Origin of the sequence: Bosea sp. ANAM02 (genome assembly GCF_011764485.1) — a bacterium.
GTDB lineage: Bacteria > Pseudomonadota > Alphaproteobacteria > Rhizobiales > Beijerinckiaceae > Allobosea.
In genome coordinates, this window is record NZ_AP022848.1 from 2,354,893 (window position 1) to 2,373,756 (window position 18,864).

17 protein-coding genes are annotated in these 18,864 nt (G+C 66.3%); 8 read left to right on the forward strand and 9 right to left on the reverse strand.

The genetic code is table 11. The features are described from left to right. Positions 1–189 precede the first annotated feature (189 nt). Together OCUBac02_RS11395 and OCUBac02_RS11400 are read left to right on the forward strand one after the other, a co-directional pair. Positions 190–1,479: an aminotransferase class I/II-fold pyridoxal phosphate-dependent enzyme gene (locus OCUBac02_RS11395; RefSeq protein ID WP_173045713.1), complete on the forward strand. Its 1,290-nt coding sequence runs from the start codon at positions 190–192 to the stop codon at positions 1,477–1,479. Between the two features lie 126 nt (positions 1,480–1,605). Next, positions 1,606–3,483 carry a putative bifunctional diguanylate cyclase/phosphodiesterase gene (locus OCUBac02_RS11400; protein WP_173045715.1) on the forward strand — a complete coding sequence of 626 codons (1,878 nt, stop codon included), beginning with the start codon at positions 1,606–1,608 and terminating at the stop codon, positions 3,481–3,483. 100 nt (positions 3,484–3,583) lie between these two features. Here the strand turns inward: OCUBac02_RS11400 and OCUBac02_RS11405 are convergent, their stop codons facing one another. From OCUBac02_RS11405 to OCUBac02_RS11415, 3 genes are all read right to left on the reverse strand, one after another. Continuing rightward, the gene (locus OCUBac02_RS11405) at positions 3,584–4,279 is read right to left on the reverse strand and encodes an OmpW/AlkL family protein (RefSeq protein ID WP_173045717.1); all 696 of its coding nucleotides are present in this window, start codon (positions 4,277–4,279) and stop codon (positions 3,584–3,586) included. Positions 4,280–4,528: 249 nt separating this feature from the next. Continuing rightward, entirely contained in the window at positions 4,529–4,897 is a 369-nt protein-coding gene (locus OCUBac02_RS11410; protein WP_173045719.1) for a response regulator, read from the reverse strand. Then, entirely contained in the window at positions 4,890–6,371 is a 1,482-nt protein-coding gene (locus OCUBac02_RS11415) for a sensor histidine kinase (RefSeq protein WP_173045721.1), read from the reverse strand. Before OCUBac02_RS11415 ends, OCUBac02_RS11410 begins: the two co-directional genes overlap by 8 nt. Positions 6,372–6,609: 238 nt before the next feature. Here OCUBac02_RS11415 and OCUBac02_RS11420 point away from each other — a divergent pair, with 238 nt between their 5' ends. The 4 genes from OCUBac02_RS11420 (at position 6,610) to OCUBac02_RS11435 (ending at position 9,755) form a co-directional block, all read left to right on the forward strand. Further along, positions 6,610–8,019: a sensor histidine kinase gene (locus OCUBac02_RS11420; protein ID WP_173045723.1), complete on the forward strand. Its 1,410-nt coding sequence runs from the start codon at positions 6,610–6,612 to the stop codon at positions 8,017–8,019. 258 nt (positions 8,020–8,277) lie between these two features. Continuing rightward, a complete protein-coding gene (locus tag OCUBac02_RS11425; protein WP_047575376.1) occupies positions 8,278–8,673 on the forward strand; it encodes a (R)-mandelonitrile lyase in 396 nt (131 codons plus the stop codon). 121 nt (positions 8,674–8,794) lie between these two features. After that, positions 8,795–9,016 (forward strand): hypothetical protein, encoded by a 222-nt coding sequence (locus tag OCUBac02_RS11430; protein ID WP_173045725.1) that lies wholly within the window; start codon positions 8,795–8,797, stop codon positions 9,014–9,016. A gap of 184 nt (positions 9,017–9,200) precedes the next feature. Further along, complete coding sequence (locus OCUBac02_RS11435; RefSeq protein ID WP_173045727.1) at positions 9,201–9,755, forward strand: WecB/TagA/CpsF family glycosyltransferase; 555 nt, start codon at positions 9,201–9,203, stop codon at positions 9,753–9,755. 11 nt (positions 9,756–9,766) lie between these two features. Here OCUBac02_RS11435 and OCUBac02_RS11440 read toward each other — a convergent pair whose 3' ends face one another. Both OCUBac02_RS11440 and OCUBac02_RS11445 read right to left on the reverse strand, forming a co-directional pair. Beyond that, the gene (locus tag OCUBac02_RS11440) at positions 9,767–11,209 is read right to left on the reverse strand and encodes an undecaprenyl-phosphate glucose phosphotransferase (protein WP_173045729.1); all 1,443 of its coding nucleotides are present in this window, start codon (positions 11,207–11,209) and stop codon (positions 9,767–9,769) included. A gap of 185 nt (positions 11,210–11,394) precedes the next feature. Beyond that, the gene (locus OCUBac02_RS11445) at positions 11,395–11,739 is read right to left on the reverse strand and encodes a hypothetical protein (RefSeq protein WP_173045731.1); all 345 of its coding nucleotides are present in this window, start codon (positions 11,737–11,739) and stop codon (positions 11,395–11,397) included. Positions 11,740–12,016: 277 nt separating this feature from the next. Here OCUBac02_RS11445 and OCUBac02_RS11450 point away from each other — a divergent pair, with 277 nt between their 5' ends. After that, the gene (locus tag OCUBac02_RS11450; protein ID WP_047575433.1) at positions 12,017–12,757 is read left to right on the forward strand and encodes an aspartate/glutamate racemase family protein; all 741 of its coding nucleotides are present in this window, start codon (positions 12,017–12,019) and stop codon (positions 12,755–12,757) included. Between the two features lie 65 nt (positions 12,758–12,822). Further along, complete coding sequence (locus OCUBac02_RS11455) at positions 12,823–14,217, forward strand: DUF2793 domain-containing protein (protein ID WP_173045733.1); 1,395 nt, start codon at positions 12,823–12,825, stop codon at positions 14,215–14,217. A gap of 3 nt (positions 14,218–14,220) precedes the next feature. Here OCUBac02_RS11455 and OCUBac02_RS11460 read toward each other — a convergent pair whose 3' ends face one another. The 4 genes from OCUBac02_RS11460 to OCUBac02_RS11475 form a co-directional block, all read right to left on the reverse strand. Then, on the reverse strand, positions 14,221–15,144 hold the full coding sequence (locus OCUBac02_RS11460; protein WP_173045734.1) for a 3-hydroxyacyl-CoA dehydrogenase NAD-binding domain-containing protein: 924 nt from the start codon (positions 15,142–15,144) through the stop codon (positions 14,221–14,223). Further along, positions 15,144–16,877 (reverse strand): L-arabinonate dehydratase, encoded by a 1,734-nt coding sequence (gene araD / locus OCUBac02_RS11465; RefSeq protein ID WP_173045736.1) that lies wholly within the window; start codon positions 16,875–16,877, stop codon positions 15,144–15,146. Before araD ends, OCUBac02_RS11460 begins: the two co-directional genes overlap by 1 nt. Positions 16,878–17,051: 174 nt before the next feature. After that, on the reverse strand, positions 17,052–17,969 hold the full coding sequence (locus OCUBac02_RS11470) for a dihydrodipicolinate synthase family protein (protein WP_173045738.1): 918 nt from the start codon (positions 17,967–17,969) through the stop codon (positions 17,052–17,054). Continuing rightward, positions 17,959–18,660, reverse strand: coding sequence for a GntR family transcriptional regulator (locus OCUBac02_RS11475; protein WP_173045740.1), 702 nt, complete (start codon positions 18,658–18,660; stop codon positions 17,959–17,961). Before OCUBac02_RS11475 ends, OCUBac02_RS11470 begins: the two co-directional genes overlap by 11 nt. Between the last annotated feature and the right edge of the window lie 204 nt (positions 18,661–18,864).

Below are 18,864 nucleotides of genomic sequence, written 5' to 3' on the forward strand. Positions count from 1 at the left end.
ACCATCGGGCGGAATCTATAGTTAACGTCGCTGAAAACTATGATTTTCATAGCGATGAACCGAAATTTAATCCCTGATCGTGTATTCGCTGAGTCAGATGGCAAATAATGCCGCAAGCAACACAACAGGCTCGGGGTTCAAACGATGATGACGGACGAGAGGCTGCCAGGCGCGGCTCTGACAGGAAGCATGCGCGATTTCCGGGTGCCGGGCGGTGCCGATCTGGAGCGGCGCGTCGGCAATTTCTTCAAGTGGCAGAACCTGCGCCGTCAGAACGGCCTGTGGCCATTCTCCCGTGCGACCGATTTCGGGCCGCGCACCGAGGTCCTGGCGACCGACGATCGCGGCATCAACATGGAAGGCGTGAACTTCGCCTCGCAGGACTATCTCAGCATGTCCTCGCACCCGGAGATCAAGGAGACGGCGCTGGCGGCGATCGAGCGCTACGGCGTCCATAGCGCCGGCTCGGCCGCGCTCGTCGGCAACACCACGCATTCGGTGGCGCTGGAGCGCAAGATCGCCGACTTCCTGCAGATGGACGATTGCCTGCTCTATCCGACGGGCTGGGGCGCGGGCTACGGCGTGATCCGCGGGCTGGTGCGCTCCTCCGACCACATCGTCATGGATGCGCTGGCCCATACCTGCCTGCAGGAAGGCGCCAACGCCGCCACCCGCAACATCTACCTGTTCCGCCATCTCGACCTCGCCCATTGCCGGCGCTGGCTGGAGAAGATCCGCTCCACCGATACCGAGAACGGCATCATGGTGGTGACGGAAGGCCTGTTCTCGATGGACTCCGATACGCCCGACATCGCCGCGATGCAGGAGCTCTGCAACGAGTTCAACGCCACCCTGATGGTCGACGTCGCCCATGATCTGGGGGCGCTCGGCCCGGGCGGGCGCGGCCATATCGGCGCGCAGGACATGCTCGGCAAGGTCGATATCGTGATGGGCTCGTTCTCGAAGACCTTCGCCTCGAATGGCGGCTTCGTCGCGGTCAAGGAGCGGCCGGTCAAGGAATACCTGCGCTTCTACAGCCCGACCACGACGTTCTCGAACGCGATGTCGCCGGTCAATGCCGCAATCGTGCTCAAGGCCTTCGAGATCATCGAGACCGAAGAAGGTCAGGTCCTGCGCGATGAATTGATGGCCAATGTCCTGGAGCTGCGGCGCCAGGTACGTGAGGCCGGGCTCGATTACTACGGCGATCCGTCGGCGATCGTGGCGGTGAAGATGGGCTCGGAAGGGCTGGCGCGGCTGGTCAGCCGGGAGCTGCCCGAGCTCGGGCTGCTCGCCAACCTCGTCGAATACCCCGCCGTCGGCAAGGGCGCCGCGCGCTTCCGCATGCAGGTCATGGCCAAGCATACGCGCCGGAACGTCACGGATGCGGTGCAGCGCATCGTGGCCGCGAAGGCGAAAGCCGAGATCGCGCTCGCGACGATGGAGGCCGGCCGACCCGCCATGCGGGCGGTGGCCTGAGGAGAGCCGGCATAAATCTACCGGACCGACTGCAATCCAGAGCATGACCTTCCGTAAGAGTCGTTCAACTTTTACGCGTCATGCTCTCCTCAGAGCGAACGCTCTCCGATCGAGGACTATATCTCCATGAGCCCGAGCCAGAAGGCGAGTGCCATTACCATGCCGTTGCCGGACACGCAGGAGGAGGGGCGAGCGAGCCCGGCCTCGCCCGGACGTATCCTCCTGGTCGACGATGTCCTCGACAATCGCATCGTGCTGGGGCGCAGGCTGCAGCGGCGCGGCTACGAGATCGTCGAGGCCGATTGCGGCGAGGCCGCCCTCGACATCCTGGCGCGGGAGCGCTTCGACCTCGTGCTGCTCGACGTGATGATGCCCGGCATCAGCGGCCTGGGGGTCGTCAGCGAGATCCGCAAGACGATGACCTCGCAGCAACTGCCGGTGATCATGGTCACTGCCAAGTCACTCACCGACGACGTGGTCGAGGCCCTGCAATGCGGCGCCGACGACTACATCACCAAGCCGGTCGACTTCGAAGTGGCCCATGCCCGCATCGTCGTACAGGTCAACCGCAAGCGCGCGGCCGATACGCTGGAGCAATGCGTCAGGGAGCGCACCGCCGCCCTTTCGGAAGCAACCACGCAGATGACCCGCGAGGTCGAGCAGAAGCGCCAGTCGACGCTGCGCGCCGAGTTCCTCTCGCGCCATGACAGCCTGACCAAGCTGATGAACCGCGCCGCCTTCCTCGAAGCCGCGACGATGGCCAGCGAGGCCCATGCCGTGGGCGGGGCGCCCTACGACATCCTCTTTCTCGACCTCGATCGCTTCAAGATCATCAACGACACCTTCGGCCATGCGGTCGGGGACCTCGCCCTCAAGGGGGTGGCCGAGCGGCTGGAGGCGATCATCTCGCCCAAGGACGCGCTGGCGCGCTTCGGCGGCGACGAATTTCTCGTGCTCCACCCGTGCGGCCCCGGCGACGAGCCGACCGCGACGCTGGCCGAGCGGATCGTCCGCAAGCTGACCGAGCCGATGGTCGTCGACAGCCATGAGGTCGCCGTCGGCGTCAGCATCGGCATCGCCGCGCCCGCCGGCATGCACGAGCCGGCCGAGACCACGATCGGCCATGCCGATATCGCGATGTATCGCGCCAAGAAGGATGGCGGTGACCGCTTCCGCGTCTTCGATCCGGAGCTGGCCGAGGCGTCGCGCCGCCGCTCCGAACTCGAACGCGACCTGCGCGTCGCGCTCAAGAGCGGGCAGTTCAATATCGTCTACCAGCCGGTGGTCGAGCTCAAGGACCACACGATCAGCGGCTTCGAGGCCCTGCTGCGCTGGAATCACCCCAAGCGCGGCGCCGTCTCGCCGGCGGAGTTCATCCCGATCGCCGAGGAGACCGGCGTCATCGTCCAGATCGGCGAATGGGTCCTGCGCCAGGCCTGCGCCACCGCGATGACCTGGCCCAACGACGCCAAGGTCGCGGTCAATCTCTCCGCCATCCAGTTCGAGCGCAGCCCCGTTGTCTCGATCGTGATGAGCGCGCTCGCCGCGTCCGGCCTGGCGCCTGGTCGTCTCGAGCTCGAGATCACCGAAAGCCTGATCCTGCTCAGCGCGCCGCAGACGCTGGAGGCGCTGCGCCAGCTGCGCAAGCTCGGCGTGCGCATCGTCATGGACGATTTCGGAACCGGCTATTCCAGCCTGAGCTACCTGCGCGATTTCGAGTTCGACAAGATCAAGGTCGACCAGTCATTCATCCGCTCGCTGCCGACCGACGAGGGTACCCGTGCCATCGTCGCCTCAATCGCCAAGCTCGCCCACAAGCTGGGCGTCGCGACCACCGCCGAAGGCGTGGAGACCGAGGAGCAGCTCCAGCACGTCAGGACGAACGGCATCGGCCTCGTGCAGGGCTTCTTCTTCGGCAAGCCGATATCGGCCATGGAAATCGAGGGCGTCTTCGAAGCGCTGGACGGCAACGGCGATCCGGTCGGTTTCCCGGTCACCTTCTGAGGGAGCCTCGGGGTTTCCCGGGTGCGCAGGCCAGTCGATCAAGAAAAACCCCGCGCCGGTCAGCACCTGCGCGGGGCTTTGATTCCTGATCGCGCTCGTCTCAGAATCTGTAGGTCACGCCGGTGTGCACGACCATGGGATCGAGCGTAACGGTCGCCTTGATCGGGACCGGACCCATGTAACCCTGCGTCTTTGCGCGCAGATAGACCTTCTTCACGTCGACGAAGAAGCCCCAGTTGTCGTCCAGCATGTAGTTGAAGCCGACCTGGCCGGTAAAGCCGAGGGCGTGGTCGGTCTTGAGGCTGGTCACCGCGTGGTCATGGTCCTTGAAGATGATCATGAGGGCGGGGCCGGCACCGATATAGGGCTGGAAGCGTCCCAACCCCGTGAAATGATATTGGGCGGTCAAGGCCATCGGGCCGCCATCGACCTTGCCGAGCGTGCCCAGGCCGGTGAGCGAGCCGCGCGCCTCGACCTTGTTCAGGGGCGGGTAGCCGGCTGCGAGGCCGATCGCGAAGTTGGGGGTGAAATGATAGCCCGCCTCGATCGCGAAGGTATAGGCGTTGGGGATGCGGACATCGGCCCCCGCGATCGGGAAGCCGCCGGCCTGCATCTTGGCGCCTTCCGAATAGAACAGTCCGGCCGGGCCGGCGTGCAGGAAGAAGCGCTTGAACGCCGGCTCCTGGTAGATCGGAGCTGGCGTGGTGATCGGGCCTCGCAGCAGGTCGGCAGCCTGCGCACCAAAGGTGCCTGTGAGGCCAGCGAGCGCGGCCACGGCAACGAGAGGGAGGCGCATCTGGTCGATCCTGTGACGGCGAATAACTCGATCATCGAGGTCTCTCGTTGATATTCCATTAGCCTTAACGAAAGGTTAGTGCGCGCAACGCTTTCTGGGGCCGGGCATCATCAGGGAATTGCCGCATCGACGAGGGGGGAGGGCCGGCCCATACTTTGGATTGCGGGATGTCCGGCGGATAGCGGAAGGATTGCGTTCGGCTCGCGCCGGCTACCGGCAAGGCCAGCCGATCGGAGCGGGGCGCTGCCTTCAGGCCCGACCCAGGCAGTTCCGGATCTTGCCGACCAGGCGCGGCAGATCCACCGGCTTGGTGTCGAAATCCGCGCAGCCGACCGCAGCGCTGCGAGCCTGGTCGCTGGCCAGTGCATGCGCCGTCAGGGCGATCACCGGAATCCGCGCCGTGGCGGGCGAGGCCTTGATCTGCTGCGTCGCCTCCCAGCCGTCCATGTCGCCGAGCGCGACGTCCATGAGGATCAGGTCGGGCGCCTCGGTCCCCGCCATGGCGACGCCGCTTGGGCCATCGGGCGCGCAGAGCACGGTATAGCCCTGCCTTTGCAGGCGCCGGCTCAACATGTCCCGGTTCATCTCGTTGTCTTCGACGAGCAGGATCTTAGGCATGGGCAATGGTCGACCGTGATGTGGAGCTGGGGCTTGCGTTCCCTCCCGGCGCGATATCGGCGCGAAGCGCGGCGGAAGCGAGCAAGTGTGCCGCCGCCGGCGGCGCATTCGGAAGGGTGAGCGTGAAGGTGCAGCCGCTGCCGGGGCGGTTTTCGACGGCGATATCGCCGCCGGAGAGCCTGGCGATCTTCCGGCACAGGGCGAGGCCCAGGCGGGCGCCGCCATATTTGCTGCCGTTCGCATCGCCGGCATCGGTGAACTGCTCGAACAGCACCGGCAGCAGCTCAGAATCGATGCCTCCGCCGGTATCCTCGACCGCCACCGTGAGGTCCCCTCGTGCGGAGGTGGCGACAACGAGGTCGATCCGGCCGTTGCGCGTGAACTTGATGGCATTCACCACGAGTTCGGCCAGGATCTGCCGGAGCTTGGCGCGGTCGGCGATGAATTGCACGGGTGCCAGTGCGGAATCGACGATGATCTCGGTGCCGTTGTCCTGCGCCCGCAGCCGGAAATCGGCCGCGACGGCCTCGACCAGATCGGCCGGATCGATCGCTTCGAGATGGAGTTCCATCTTGCCGGCCTCGATCTTGGCGAGATCGAGGATCTCGTTGACCAGCTTGAGGAGGAGATGGCCGGAACTCTGGATGCGACTCAGGTCCTCGACGGCCTCCTCGTCGCCTTCCTCCCGGACATCTTCGAGCAGGATCTCGCTGTAGCCGATCACGGCGTTGAGCGGGGTGCGCAGTTCATGGCTCATCTTGGCCAGGAACTCGGTCCGGGCGGCGCCGGCGCGCTCCGTCGCCTCGATCGCCTCGCGCAATTCGGTCGCGGTCTGGAGATGACCCTGCATCGCGGTCTCCAGCTCCGTCTGCGAGGCGAGGAGACGGGCATAGAACAGCGCCATCATCGCGACATAGAGCGAGGCGGCGATGGTCGAGACCAGGCCGAGCCCCTCGCGGGCCGCGACATCCAGCCGGCTCGGCATGCCGCCGCCGAGGAACCAGACCGCCCCGAAGGCGGCAAAATTGGCGGCGAACATGCCGAGCGCGATCGTGCGCAGCCTCGGCTCCTCGCCGATATAGAACAGCGCGAGGAGCGGGATCGTTAGGACCCAGGGCAATGTCGGCGAGGTGACACCGCCATAGAAATAGCAGCTCCAGAGGATGCAGAAGTTCAGGTTCTGGATGGAGGCCAGCGCCAACGCGTTGTAATGCCCCCACGCCCGCAGCACGAAGGGGAATATCCAGAAGGCCGAGATCGACAGCGCCAGGACCAGCACGGGATATCCCGGGTCCCGATCGAAGACATAAAGCGCCAGCGGAACGGTATTGCCGATGAAGGGCCCGAAGATGTGGCTGATCAGGAACATCCGCACTTGCTTGAGCTTCTGGCGGTCCTGCGCGATCGCGGCCGGGATGAACCAGTCGACGAGATCGCTCACCATCGTCCCGAGGCGTTTTTCGCCCTGTGCCATCGACATGAAATCCCGGATGCCAGAGAAGAGGCGGATAATGCTTGAAACAACCGGCCGGATCGATCCTGCGAACCCATTCGCATGAAAGCAATGTCAATGGCGCAAAGGCATTAAGGCCGCGTGAATCCGGGTTGTCGCAAGCAATTGACGCCGAGTCTGATTGTTAAGGACCTGCTCGTATCCTCGAAGTCGACACGTACGCCCTGCAGGCCGTATCGACATCAAGGCACGCAACAGGATGATGAAGTTTATCGACTGGTTCCTCCCGGATGCGGCGAAATTCGACCGCGCGGAGCAGGGCCTCGCCCGCAACTTCGTCTTCACCCATCTGTTCGGCCCGCTTCTGAGCCAGCCGATCGGCGTCTTCCTCTATCTGACCGATCCCGATCCCGGCCTGGCCTGCTGGACGATCATCGTCTGCACCTGGCTGTTCTGGCTCCTGCCCTTCGTGCTGAAGCTGACGAAGCGGCTGCAGCTCGCCGCGCTGATCTCGGTCGAGCTTCTCGCTTTCACCGCGCTGTTCGGGGCCTTCCATTACGGTGGCGTCAGCTCGCCCTTCCTGCCCTGGCTGATCATCAGCCTGCTGCTCGGCTTCTTCTATCTGCACGACCGGCCGCTGCTGGTGCTCGGCCTGTTCGCGGCCAACATTCTGACCTTCTCGGCCGCCTATATGATCTATGGCTTTCCGACCATCGTGCCGCTGGACAAGCTGCAAAAGGTCGGCTGGATCTCGATTCTGGCCGCGGCGGTCTACATGTCCTGGATGGCGGCCTATTACGCCAGCATCACCTCGAAGCGCTCCGAGATCGAGCGTGAGACCGAGCGTCATCGCGAGACCGCGCGGCGCCTCCAGGCCGCCAAGGAGGCCGCAGACGAGGCGACGCATCTGAAGTCGATCTTCGTCGCGAAGATGAGCCATGAGCTGCGCACGCCGCTCAATGCCGTGATCGGCTATAGCGAGATGTTGCTGGAAAGCTTCGAGGATCAGGGCCGCAGCCAGAGCAAGATCGCCGATCTGCAGCGCATCAACGCGGCCGGCAAACATCTGCTGGCGCTGGTCGCCGACGTGCTCGACCTCTCGCGGATCGAGACGCAGAGCGACAAGTTCAAGATCACGAGCTTCGATGTCGACTGGCTGGCGGAGGACGCCGTTTCGACGGCCAAGCATCTCGTCGAGGAGAATGGCAGCAAGCTGACCCTGACCTGCATCGGCAAGCTCGGCGCCATGCAGTCCGACCCCACCAAGGTCCGGCAAGTCCTCCTCAACCTGCTCGGCAACGCCGCCAAGTTCACGGCGAACGGCTCAGTCACCCTGGCTGTCCGCCGCGAGGCGAAGCCGGGCGGCGACTGGATCGAGTTCCAGGTTCGCGACACCGGCATCGGCATCGCGCCGGAGGGGCTCGCCCGGCTCTTCCAGAATTTCGGCCAGGCCACGGCCGGCATCGCCGGCCAATTCGGCGGCACGGGGCTCGGGCTCTCGATCAGTCAGAAGCTCTGCGTACTGATGGGCGGCAGCATCTCGGTGACCAGCGAGCTCGGCAAGGGCTCCTGTTTCATCGTGCGCCTGCCGGCCATCGCCCGGATCACCGGCGAGACGCGCCAGACCGAGGCTGCCCTCGACGGGCCACCGAAGGTCGCCGCGGCCTGATCGGCCGGGTCTTCTTCCAGCGGTGGGCCGCACGCAAGGCTGCGCGTCGCCGCCGCGCCCAGACAGGCGTTCTCCGCCAGCGCGATCCCCGGCGGACCGGCAAAGCGACCTTGTATCGCACCGTCGTCGAAGTTCCGGCCGGGCGCGGTGGCGGCCTGCCGCATCCGGATTCCGCGCGACAGGTCGCATCGCACTGGATTCCCAGCTCCAGCGGCGGCATTGTTCCAATATCCCGGATCGAAGCGAGGAGAGGCTAGTTTGGACATCACGCGCGCCGGAACGCGGCCCTCCGGCAAGGGCCCCTCGGACTGGTTCACCGGGACGGTCCGCATCGACCCGCTCTGCAATGCCCATGCGGCCGAGCGCGTTCAGGGCGCCAGCGTCACCTTCGAGCCGGGCGCCCGTACGGCCTGGCATACGCATCCGCTCGGCCAGACCGTGATCGTCACGGCGGGTCTCGGGCGGGCGCAATGCTGGGGCGGGCCGATCATGGAAATCCGCCCCGGCGACGTCGTCTGGTTCCCGCCGGGGGAGAAGCACTGGCATGGCGCCTCTCCGGCGACGGCCATGACGCATATCGCGATCCAGGAGGTCCAGGACGGCAAGGTCGTCGACTGGATGGAGCAGGTCTCCGACACCCAGTATGGCGGTTAACGATGAGCGTCGGTGCTTGCCGTCGCGCTGGGGAAGATATGCATTAATCCTTTAATTTCGTCACGAATTGGATCATTGCTAGAAGCCTGTGTTGATGCCTGCGTAACCTTACGAGAAAGTCATGCGGCCCGAGCGTGTGCGACGGTTCCCAGCGCCTGTTCAGGCTCCCAGCCTCGGCCGCCGGCTGCAGGCGGCGAACGACAACGTGCCCGAGATCAGGGATAGCGTGGTCAGCATCCTGATCGGTCGTTCCCTGATCGCCGGCGCCGCCCTGCTGGCCCTGGCGATCGTCGCCGGATGGAGCCTTTGGCTCGTCCGGGCGCTCTGGCGCCACTTCGCCTGAGGAAAAGCCGGCGATGCCGGCTTGCACCGGCTGATCGCCGCGGATGCGCCGGCAGGGCGCATTGACGCAGCGGCAGGTATCGTTGAAAATCGATATATCGCATCGGATGACCGACGGGCTGCCATCCTGACGCGTTGCGCCCCGGCCGCGTCGGGACGCCAATTTTACTCATCCCGGGGCATTCGTGCAGTCGAGAACCATCCACGGCAGGATCGAAGACCGTGCTGCCACGGAGCGGCCGGACGAGCCTGCCGGGCTGACCGCTCTCCTGCGCGACTGTGCCTTACGCGAGCACGGGGTTTTCCTGTTCGGCAGCGACGGCCGTACGATCTACGCGCTGCGCGAGCGGGTTGCGTCGGCGTTTCCGACAGTCAGGATCGCGGGCGTCTGCGATGCCGATTTCGTCGGGCCGGTCGATCGCGCCGTTCTCGATCATATCCGCGCAGCCAATGCCGATCTGATCATGACCGACCTTCCGCTGGCGCGATTCCGGTTGTTCAGCGCGCAATGCGCCGCCGGAGGAATCGACGGACGCCGGATCAACCTGCCGGGAAGCTTCGCCGGCTTCGCCTTCGGCCCGCAGCAGGGCTTGTCCCGCTTCTCCGTACCGGCGCGGCTGCGCCGCTTTGGCATTGCGGCAGAGGCGGGCCTGCGCTTCGCCCGCATCATTCTGGGGCAGAGCCTGCGCCAAATGGACGCCGCTCGCGCTGCCGCGGTCCCGCGCCGCCGCCGGAGCTGATCGCGGCGCGCTCAGCGCGCGTTCGAAAATGCCTTCCGGCTCAGAACGGTCCTGAACAGGATCGTGATGTCCAGCCAGAGCGACCAGTTGTCGATGTACCAGTGGTCGTAGGCGACACGTCGCGCCATCTTGTCGTCGGTATCGGTCTCGCCGCGCAGGCCGTTGACCTGGGCCCAGCCGGTGATGCCGGGCTTGACGTTGTGGCGGCGTGCATAGTTGGCGATCTTGCGCTCGAACTCGACGTCATGCGCCAGGGCGTGCGGGCGCGGCCCGACAAGCGACATGTCGCCGGCGAGCACGTTCAGGAACTGTGGCAATTCGTCGAGATTGTAGCGCCGGAGCAGGTGGCCGAGGCGGGTGATCCGGGGATCGTTGCGCTTGGCCTGGACGACGACCTGGCCGTCGTCGGTCGTCGTCATCGTCCTGAACTTGAAGATACGGAAAGCCTGCTGGTTGAAGCCGTAGCGGCGCTGGCGGAAGAGCACGGGGCCGGGCGAGTCGAGCCGGATCATCGCCGCGATCAGCAGCAGCAGCGGCAGGGTCAGGACGATGCCGCAGGAGGCGGCCACGATGTCGAAGGCGCGCTTGACCGCGATCTCGGCCGCCGAGAGCGGCTGGCGGGTCAGGCGCAGGCTCGACAGTGTGCCGGTATGCACGACATGCGTCCCGCTGAAGCGCTCCATGATCGGCTCGGGCGCCAGATGGATCGCGACCGGCAGGTTCATGAAGGCGTCGACGCAAGCGGAGATGGTGTGCTGCTCGGCCCAGGGAATGGCGATGAAGACCGCATCCGGCCGCTTCGCCCGGCAGTTCGCCACGGCGGCGGCCAGGTCGGCAGCGAGCGCGGCCGTGCCGGTCCCGTCGGGCGATTTCAGGAATGCGACATCGGTGACGGCAAAGCCCATATGCCAGGGCTTGTGCCGCGACACGAAGGCCATGATGTTCGCTTCGCGGCCGATCAGGAAAGCGCGCTCTGCGGTGATCCGGCCGGACCGGCTCCCGGCCGCCACCAGCCTGACGATGATCGAGCGCGAGAGTGCGATCACCGGAACGCCGGAGAAATAGGTCGCGACCATCACGGCACGCGAATAGTGATCGGCGATCTTGGCGAGAAACAGCAGCGCCAGGAAGGCGACCATCGTGATGTTCCAGACGGCGAAGGCGGAGCCCATCTGCCCCTGTGCGGCGAGGTAGTTGCCGATCTGATAGCGGCCGCGCATCAGGTTGACGAAGACGAACAGCGTCGCGAGCATCGCCGCCAGTTCTCGCGTGGAGCGGTCGACGCCCGGCAGGCCGGTGGCGCCGAGGTGATAGGCGAATGAAACCGCGTAGACGAGCGCGGCAACCACGGCGGCATCGCTTGCCGCGGTAAGAGGGCCGAGCCAAAGGCGCCAGGCGCTCGACCGGTTGTCTGGCAGGGCCTGCGGCACACCCCTCAGATCGTTGACGCTCATTCTGACCCCAGCCGGCTTCAGCATGTTCCGCAACGGCACAAAATGCCGGCGCGAAACCATGATCGGCAAAGGGGTGGCAAGCGGCGTGCCGGGCGACGCGGGTCGGATCGGGGCGGATAGAGATCCGATCGGCTGGAAGGGCAAAGCGCGGCGCCCGGGACCGAAGGCTGCTGTCCGCGGCCGTATCAGGCGGGCTTGCGGAGCCGATGGGCCATCATGTCGAAGGCGGCGGCGACGGCGCTGCCAAGCGTGGCGCCGGCGATCTTGATCATCGCGTCATGGGGCAGGCCATGACGGGTCTCCTCGAGAGTCTGAAGCCACTCCAGGCCCATCGCGAGGGCGACGATGCCAGCCAGCACGAGCCAGCGCTGCCGCGGATAGGCGAAGGCGAAGGTCGCTCCAGCAGCGAAATAGGCGAGGAAACGCTCGACATCCGCTCCCAGGAACGGGATGTGCGGGCGAGCTTCGATCGGCGAGAGCGTCGAGAACAGGATCGTGAGCAGGGCGGCCCAGCCGGCGAACAGAGCCACGCGACGAAGCTTTTCAAGCGAGGTGAACAAAACCGGGCTCCGGACGAACGGCGGGGCGGGCAGGCAAGATCGGGACCAGCACCGGCGGAATCGCGCGCGAGCAGGGTATGCGACAGTCTTATGACGATGCAAAAACGACGAAGTAATGGCAGCACCGGGATATTGACCGAAGCTCATGAAATTTCTCTTCAATCCGGTCCGGCGATATGCTCCGGTGGTTGAGCTTGCGCCAGCCCGACAGGCCGCCTCGTCCGCAAATGGAGACCAGATGATCGATATGTCTGCAGGAGCCCCGTCGGCGCGGATCGCACGCGGCGGCAAGGCGATCTACGGCGTTCCGCTGGGTATCCTGATGCTGGAGGCCCGCTTTCCGCGCATTCCCGGCGACATGGGCAATGGCACGACCTGGCCCTTTCCGGTGCTGTATCGTGTCGTGGGAGGCGCCAGCCCCGAGAAGGTGGTGCTCAAGGGCGCGGCGGGCCTGCTGCCGGACTTCATCGAGGCGGCGCGCGACCTCGTGCGGCTCGGCGCCGAGGCGATCACCACCAATTGCGGTTTCCTTTCGCTGTTCCAGCGCGAACTCGCGGAGGCCGTCGGCGTGCCCGTGGCGACCTCCTCGCTGATGCAGGTGCCCTGGGTGCAGGCGACGCTGCCGCCCGGCAAGCGCGTCGGTGTCGTCACCGTCTCGGCGGCGACGCTGACGCCCAAGCATCTGGAGGCGGCGGGCGTGCCGCTCGATACGCCCGTCACCGGCACGGAGAACGGGCGCGAATTCTTCCGCGTCCTGATCAAGGCCGAGAAGGACGACATGGATGTCGAGCTCGCCCGGCAGGACGTGGTGCAGGCGGCGCTCGATCTCGTCGCCCGCCATCCGGATGTCGGTGCGATCGTGCTCGAATGCACGAACATGCCGCCCTATGCGGCCGATGTGCAGGCGGCGACCGGGCTGCCGGTCCATGACATCTATTCACTGATCAACTGGTTCCATGCCGGCTTGAGGCCGCGCCGCTTCGGCTGAACTTATCCCCGGTCATTCCAGCCGCCCGATAATCCGCCTCGCTGAAATCCCGCCCGCGAGGCTCCATGACCGATACGCCCCGTCTTTCCCTGCCGCTGCTTGCCGCCGGGCAGGCGCAGAAGCACGTCACCCATAACGACGCCCTGATCCGTCTCGACGGGCTGATCCACCTCACCGTCGACAGCCGGACGCAGACCGCGCCGCCGGTGTCGCCGACCGAACTCTCGGCTTATATCGTGCCGTCCGGCGGCACGGGAGCCTTCGCCGGCCGCACCGATCAGGTCGCGCTGTTCGAGGATAGCGGTTGGACGTTCCTGTCGCCGCGCGCCGGCTGGCAAGCCTGGGTGATCGACGAAGTCGAGCACAATATCTGGACCGGCACGGAATGGCGCCGCGACAGCCCGCTCAGCAGCCTCGGTGCCGAACGCTGGGGCGTGAACGCGACCGCGGATACGACCAACCGATTCGCGGTGTCCGCGGATGCCAGCCTGTTCAACCATGCCGGGAGCGATCATCGCCTGAAGATCAACAAGAACGCGGCGGGCAATACCGCGAGCCTGCTGTTCCAGAGCAACTGGTCGGGCCGGGCCGAGTTCGGGCTGGCCGGCGACGACGATTTCCGGGTCAAGGTCAGCGCCGACGGCTCGGCCTGGCATGATGCCGTTGCGATCGACCGTGCGTCGGGGAGCGTCGCCTTGCCGGGCTCGCCCTGGGCTACGGCGGCGAATCTGCTGGTCAATGGCGACATGGCGGTCAACCAGCGAGTCTTTGCCGGCGGCGCCCTGGCTGCCGGTACCTACGGCTTTGATCGCTGGAAGGCGGCGACGGGCGGTGCGAACCTTTCGCTTAGCGGCTTCACGATCACATTGACCTCGGGTGCGATCATCCAGCCGGTCGAGCCTGCTTTATGGGGGCTCGACTCCTTCGCCGGGCTGCCATTGACGCTCTCGGTCGAGAACCTCACCGGCGGCAGCCTCGCGGTCGCGATCGGCAGCCAATCCGGCACGATCACGGCGGGGGCGGGGCGCCGCTCGGTGACGCTGACGCCCGCTGCCGGCGACACCGGCGTGCTGCAGGTGCAGCTCTCGCCGAGCGCGGGCACCGTCAGCTTCGCCCGGATCAAGCTGGAGCATGGGCCGCTTGCCACCCGCTGGTCCGCCCGTCCCTTGTCCGTCGAGCAGATGCTGTGCCGGCGCTATTTCCTGAAGCAGGACGGGCAGGTGCTGATCGATGCCTATCAGGCCGCGGCGGCGACGAGCCGGCAGAGCTTGACGTTCCCGATACCGATGCGGGCGACGCCGAGCGTCACGGCCGCGGTCTCGCTGGAGATCAATGTGCAGGGCACCGACAGGGGCGTCGTCGCGCAATCCTCTGAGCGCGCCTATGCCTATGTCACCGCGCAAGCGCTGGGGCGGGTGAGGGCGGCTTTCGACGCCATCACCTTCGATGCGGAGCTGTAGCGCTCACTCGCTGACGAGCTTGCGGGCGCGCAGCAGGGCGAGAAGCCCTTCGTCGCGGCGCTCCTCGAGCTGCGCGATCGTGCGGCCCGCCGCCTCCTCGGCGACGCCCTCGATGATCTTGTGCTGGAGGTCCGCGTCGAGCGAGGGCGTGCCGAGCGACTGCCAGCGCCGGACCTGGCTCGGGCCGAGATGGGCGAGATAACCGGCGATGCCGCCTTCGCCGCCGCCGAGATGATAGGTCATGTGCGGACCCATCAAAGCCCAGCGCAGGCCGGGGCCGTTGCAGAGCGCGGCATCGATCTCGGCGACGCTGGCGACGCCCTGCTCGACCAGATGGACGGCTTCGCGATAGAGCGCCGAGGCCAGCCGGTTGGCGACATGGCCGGGCATCTCACGCTGGAGGATGACCGGGCGCCGGTCGAGGCTGCGATAGAAGGCGGCGGCGCGCGCCACGACGGCCTCGTCCTCGCCGACGACTTCGACCAGCGGCACGAGATGCGGCGGGTTGAACGGATGGGCGACGATGACCCGGCGCTTGTCCCGGCAATCGGCGACGATCGCGCTGCGCAGCAGGGCCGAGGTGCTGCTGGCGACGATGACTTCGGGCGGCAAAGCCGCATCGAGCCGGGCGAGAAGCGCGCGTTTGGCGGCCTCATTTTCCGGCCCGCTCTCCTGAACGAAATCAACGCCTTGCAGAGCTTCGTCGAGATCGCCGGTGAACTGATACTGGCCCGTATTGGCGAGCCCGAGCTCGGTGAGCTGGGCACGGGCGCGGTCGACCGCGTGGCGGAACTTTTCCTCTGCGCCGGGCGCTGGGTCGTAGGCCACGACGTTCAGGCCGTGACCCATGGCGAGGGCGGCCCAGGAGCTGCCGATGAGCCCGGCGCCGATGATGGCGATGCGCTCGATGTCGCGGATATCCTGCATCAGTGGATCTCGGGTTCCGGCACCTTCGCCGTCCCTTCCAGATAGTCGAAATCGCAGCCCTTGTCGGCTTGGCGGATATGGGCCGCCGACATCTTGCCCCAGCCGCGCGGATAGTCGCGGTCGGGCGGCGTCCAGACGGCGAGGCGGGCGGCGATCTCGGCATCGGTGAGAGCGACCGAGATGCTGCGGGCCTCGACATCGACGCTGATGATGTCTCCCGTCCGCACCGCCGCGAGCGGCCCCTTGATATAGGCCTCCGGCGCGACATGCAGGATGCAGGCGCCGTAGCTGGTGCCGGACATGCGGGCATCCGAGATGCGCAGCATGTCGCGCACGCCCTGCTTCAAGAGTTTCTTCGGGATCGGTAGCATGCCCCATTCCGGCATGCCGGGGCCACCGACGGGGCCGCAATTCTTGAGCACCATGATGTGGTCGGCGGTGACGTCGAGATTCTCGTCGTTCACAGCCTGCATCATCGCGTCGTAATGCTCGAAGACCAGCGCCGGGCCGGAGTGCCTGAGCAGCCGCGGCTCGGCGGCCGATGGCTTGATGACGCAGCCATCGGGGGCGAGGTTGCCCTTGAGCACGGCGAGGCCGTTCGCGGTCGAGACGGGCTTGTCGAGCGGGCGGATGACGTTGTCGTCGTAGACCTGGGCGAGCGCGATGGTCTCGGCGATCGGCTTGCCGGTCACCGTCATCGCATCGGTGTGGAGCTTGCTCTCGAGCTGCTTCAGCAGGGCAGGCAGGCCTCCGGCATAGAAGAAATCCTCCATCAGGAAATCGCCGGAGGGGCGCAGGTTTGCGATGACGGGGACATTGCGGGAGAAGGCATCGAAATCGTCCGGCGTCAGCGGTACGCCGGCCCGGCCGGCCATGGCGACGAGATGGATGATCGCATTGGTCGAGCCGGCGACCGCCATATGAACCGTCAATGCATTCTCGAAGCTCTTGCGGGTCAGTATTTGGTCAGGCGTCAGGTCCTCCCAGACCATCTCGACGATGCGCTTGCCCGACATCGCGGCCATGCGGGGATGGGCGGCATCGGCGGCGGGAATGGCGGATGCGCCGGGCAGGGTGAGGCCGAGCACCTCGGCATGGCTCATCATCGTCGCAGCCGTGCCCATCACCATGCAGGTTCCGTAGGAGCGGGCGATCCCGCTCTCCATATCGTGCCACTGCGCCTCGGTGATATTGCCGGCCTCCTTCTCGGCCCAGTATTTCCAGACATCGGCCCCCGAACCGAGCACCTTGCCGGCCCAGTTGCCGCGCAGCATCGGGCCGGCCGGCACGAAGATGAAGGGCAGGCCGGCGCTGCAGGCGCCCATGATCAGGGCCGGCGTGGATTTGTCGCAGCCGCCGAGCAGCACCGCGCCGTCGAGCGGGTGGGAGCGGATCGATTCCTCCGTCTCCATCGCCAGGAAGTTGCGATAGAGCATGGTCGTCGGCTTCTGATACTGCTCGGAAACCGACATCACGGGAATCTCGACCGGAAACCCGCCCGCCGCCCAGACCGCCCGCTTCACCGCCTCGGCGCGGTCCCGCAGATGGGTGTGGCAGGGATTGACCTCCGACCAGGTGTTGATGATGCCGATGACCGGCTTGCCCATGAACTCCTCGTGCGAGAAGCCCATCTGCAGCGTGCGCGAGCGATGCCCGAAGGAGCGCAGGTCGCTCGCGCCGAACCAGCGCCAGCTGCGCAGGGTCTCGGGCGTCTTGCGGGGGCGGGCGGACATGGTCGTTTCCTCGGTGATATTTTTCGTTGGCTCAATGGCTTGTCATTCCGGGGCGGCTCGCAGAGCCGAACCCGGAACTCACGACTGGGTCGGACGATAGAAGCCCGCGGTGAAGGGCTCGCCCGGTCGTGGGTTCCGGGTTCATCGCTGCGCGATGCCCCGGAATGACAGAGGTTATTCCGCTGCCGCGCGTTGGCTACCCCAGCCCGAGACGATGCCGCGCAGTTCGGCCCGCTCGGCCTCGTTCAGCTCGGGCAGGCCGGGGAGGCGGACCGGGCCGACATCGGTGCCGAGCAGGCCGAGCGCCTCCTTGACGACGGTGACATTGGCGCCGTTGCCGTATTTGGTGCGCAGCTTCTCGAAGCCGGCGATGGCGTCGACCTCGCGCCGCGCGGTGTCGTAGTCGCCGGCCTCCAGCGCGCGCCAGACGGCGAGAGAACGCTCCGGCGCGACATTGATCAGCCCCGAGGTGAAGCCACGGGCGCCGAGCGCATAGAAGGGCGCGGCCCAGCCTTCCGCGAGGCCGCAGATCCAGTTGGCGGAGGAGCCCGCGGTCTCGCGCACGCAATCGGCGAGCAGCATCATGTTGCCCGAGGCGAATTTCACGCCGGCGACGTTAGGGTGGGTCGCGACGCGGATCAGATCCTTCACGCCGATGGCGTCGGAGCGGATATAGGCGACCAGCGGGATCGGCAGCGCCTCCGCGATGGCGAGGATGTAGTCGGCCTGCGATTGCGGGGCGGCGAAGGGGTCGAGCGGGTGATGCACCATCGCGGCATCGCAGCCGGCCTGGGCTGCGAGCTTGCCGGTGGCGATCGCTTCGCGCAGCGAGCGTCCGATGCCCGCCGTGACCAAAGCCTTGCCGGCTGCGGCTTCGGCAGCAGTGGCGTGCGAGCGCTCCACCTCCGCCGTCGTCATCGGGTAGAATTCGCCGGTATTGCCGGCCGAGACGATGTTGTGGATGCCGGCCTCGGCGATGCGCCGGACGATCCGGCCGGTCAGCGCCCAGTCTGCCTCGCCATCCGCCTTCCAGGCCGTGACATGGACGCCGGAAATGCCGCGAACCGCGCGGCGGACCTTGTCATGCGTCATAATCCAGTCCCTCCGCATCCGCGCCGAAGGCCAGCCATATATGGGCCTTCGCCGAACGGACGATGTGACGGCGCATCCTGAGTTCGGCGCGCGCGGGATCGCGTGCCAGGAGCGCCTGGTAAATCTCCCGATGTTCCTCGAAGCCGCGACGGCGCTCATCGGGCTGCGAATGCAGGGCGATGCGCTGGGCATGGTCGTACATGCGCTGGCCGTCGAGGCGACGCTTCAGATAGGTGCAGCCGGAGATGCGATGGATCGCGCGATGATAGGCCTCGTTCAGTTCGACGAGGTCGTCGAGATCGCCATGCTCGGTCGCCTGCTCCATCTCGGCGATCAGCCTGCCGAGCTCGGCCGCGCCGGCCTCGGTGAGATGGTTGGCTGCGATATGGGCCATGACGCTTTCGAGCGCGGCGCGGCCCAGCGCCATCTCCAATGCCTGCCGGGGCGAGAATTCGACGAAGACGCCGCGGCGCGCTTCCGTCCGGACCAGCCCCTCGCTTTCGAGCTTGCGGATCGCGTCCTTCACCGGGGTCGTGCTGACGCCGAGCATCTCGGCGAGGTTGCGTTCGTTCAGGCGCTCGCCATTGCGGAAGCGGCCGGCGACGATGGCACGGCGCAGGCGCTCGTGGACATGCTCGCGCAGGGAGCGCAGCAGGTCGGGCGCAACGGGTTCGACGGCAGGCTGCAGCATGGTTCTTCCGGAGCGCCGGGCCTGCCCGCGTCGGCGCGGCTGCCGGCTTTGGCGCGCGACCATCAGACAGCACAAAGCCGGCGACGGCAATCCTGAAATTTCAGGTTTCAGGCCGTTGGCCCAGCGTACTGCTCAGAGCAAGCATCCGTCGCGTGGAAGACGAATGTAACGACCAAGTGCGCGGCCAAATCGTCATGCTCGCCG

Coding starts and splice junctions, on each gene's coding strand:
- OCUBac02_RS11395 (WP_173045713.1), top strand. CDS start 190: ATGCGCGATTTCCGGGTGCCGGGCGGTGCCGATCTGGAGCGGCGCGTC.
- OCUBac02_RS11400 (WP_173045715.1), top strand. CDS start 1,606: ATGAGCCCGAGCCAGAAGGCGAGTGCCATTACCATGCCGTTGCCGGAC.
- OCUBac02_RS11405 (WP_173045717.1), bottom strand. CDS start 4,279: ATGCGCCTCCCTCTCGTTGCCGTGGCCGCGCTCGCTGGCCTCACAGGC.
- OCUBac02_RS11410 (WP_173045719.1), bottom strand. CDS start 4,897: ATGCCTAAGATCCTGCTCGTCGAAGACAACGAGATGAACCGGGACATG.
- OCUBac02_RS11415 (WP_173045721.1), bottom strand. CDS start 6,371: ATGGCACAGGGCGAAAAACGCCTCGGGACGATGGTGAGCGATCTCGTC.
- OCUBac02_RS11420 (WP_173045723.1), top strand. CDS start 6,610: ATGATGAAGTTTATCGACTGGTTCCTCCCGGATGCGGCGAAATTCGAC.
- OCUBac02_RS11430 (WP_173045725.1), top strand. CDS start 8,795: ATGCGGCCCGAGCGTGTGCGACGGTTCCCAGCGCCTGTTCAGGCTCCC.
- OCUBac02_RS11440 (WP_173045729.1), bottom strand. CDS start 11,209: ATGAGCGTCAACGATCTGAGGGGTGTGCCGCAGGCCCTGCCAGACAAC.
- OCUBac02_RS11450 (WP_047575433.1), top strand. CDS start 12,017: ATGTCTGCAGGAGCCCCGTCGGCGCGGATCGCACGCGGCGGCAAGGCG.
- OCUBac02_RS11455 (WP_173045733.1), top strand. CDS start 12,823: ATGACCGATACGCCCCGTCTTTCCCTGCCGCTGCTTGCCGCCGGGCAG.
- OCUBac02_RS11460 (WP_173045734.1), bottom strand. CDS start 15,144: ATGCAGGATATCCGCGACATCGAGCGCATCGCCATCATCGGCGCCGGG.
- araD (WP_173045736.1), bottom strand. CDS start 16,877: ATGTCCGCCCGCCCCCGCAAGACGCCCGAGACCCTGCGCAGCTGGCGC.
- OCUBac02_RS11470 (WP_173045738.1), bottom strand. CDS start 17,969: ATGACGCATGACAAGGTCCGCCGCGCGGTTCGCGGCATTTCCGGCGTC.
- OCUBac02_RS11475 (WP_173045740.1), bottom strand. CDS start 18,660: ATGCTGCAGCCTGCCGTCGAACCCGTTGCGCCCGACCTGCTGCGCTCC.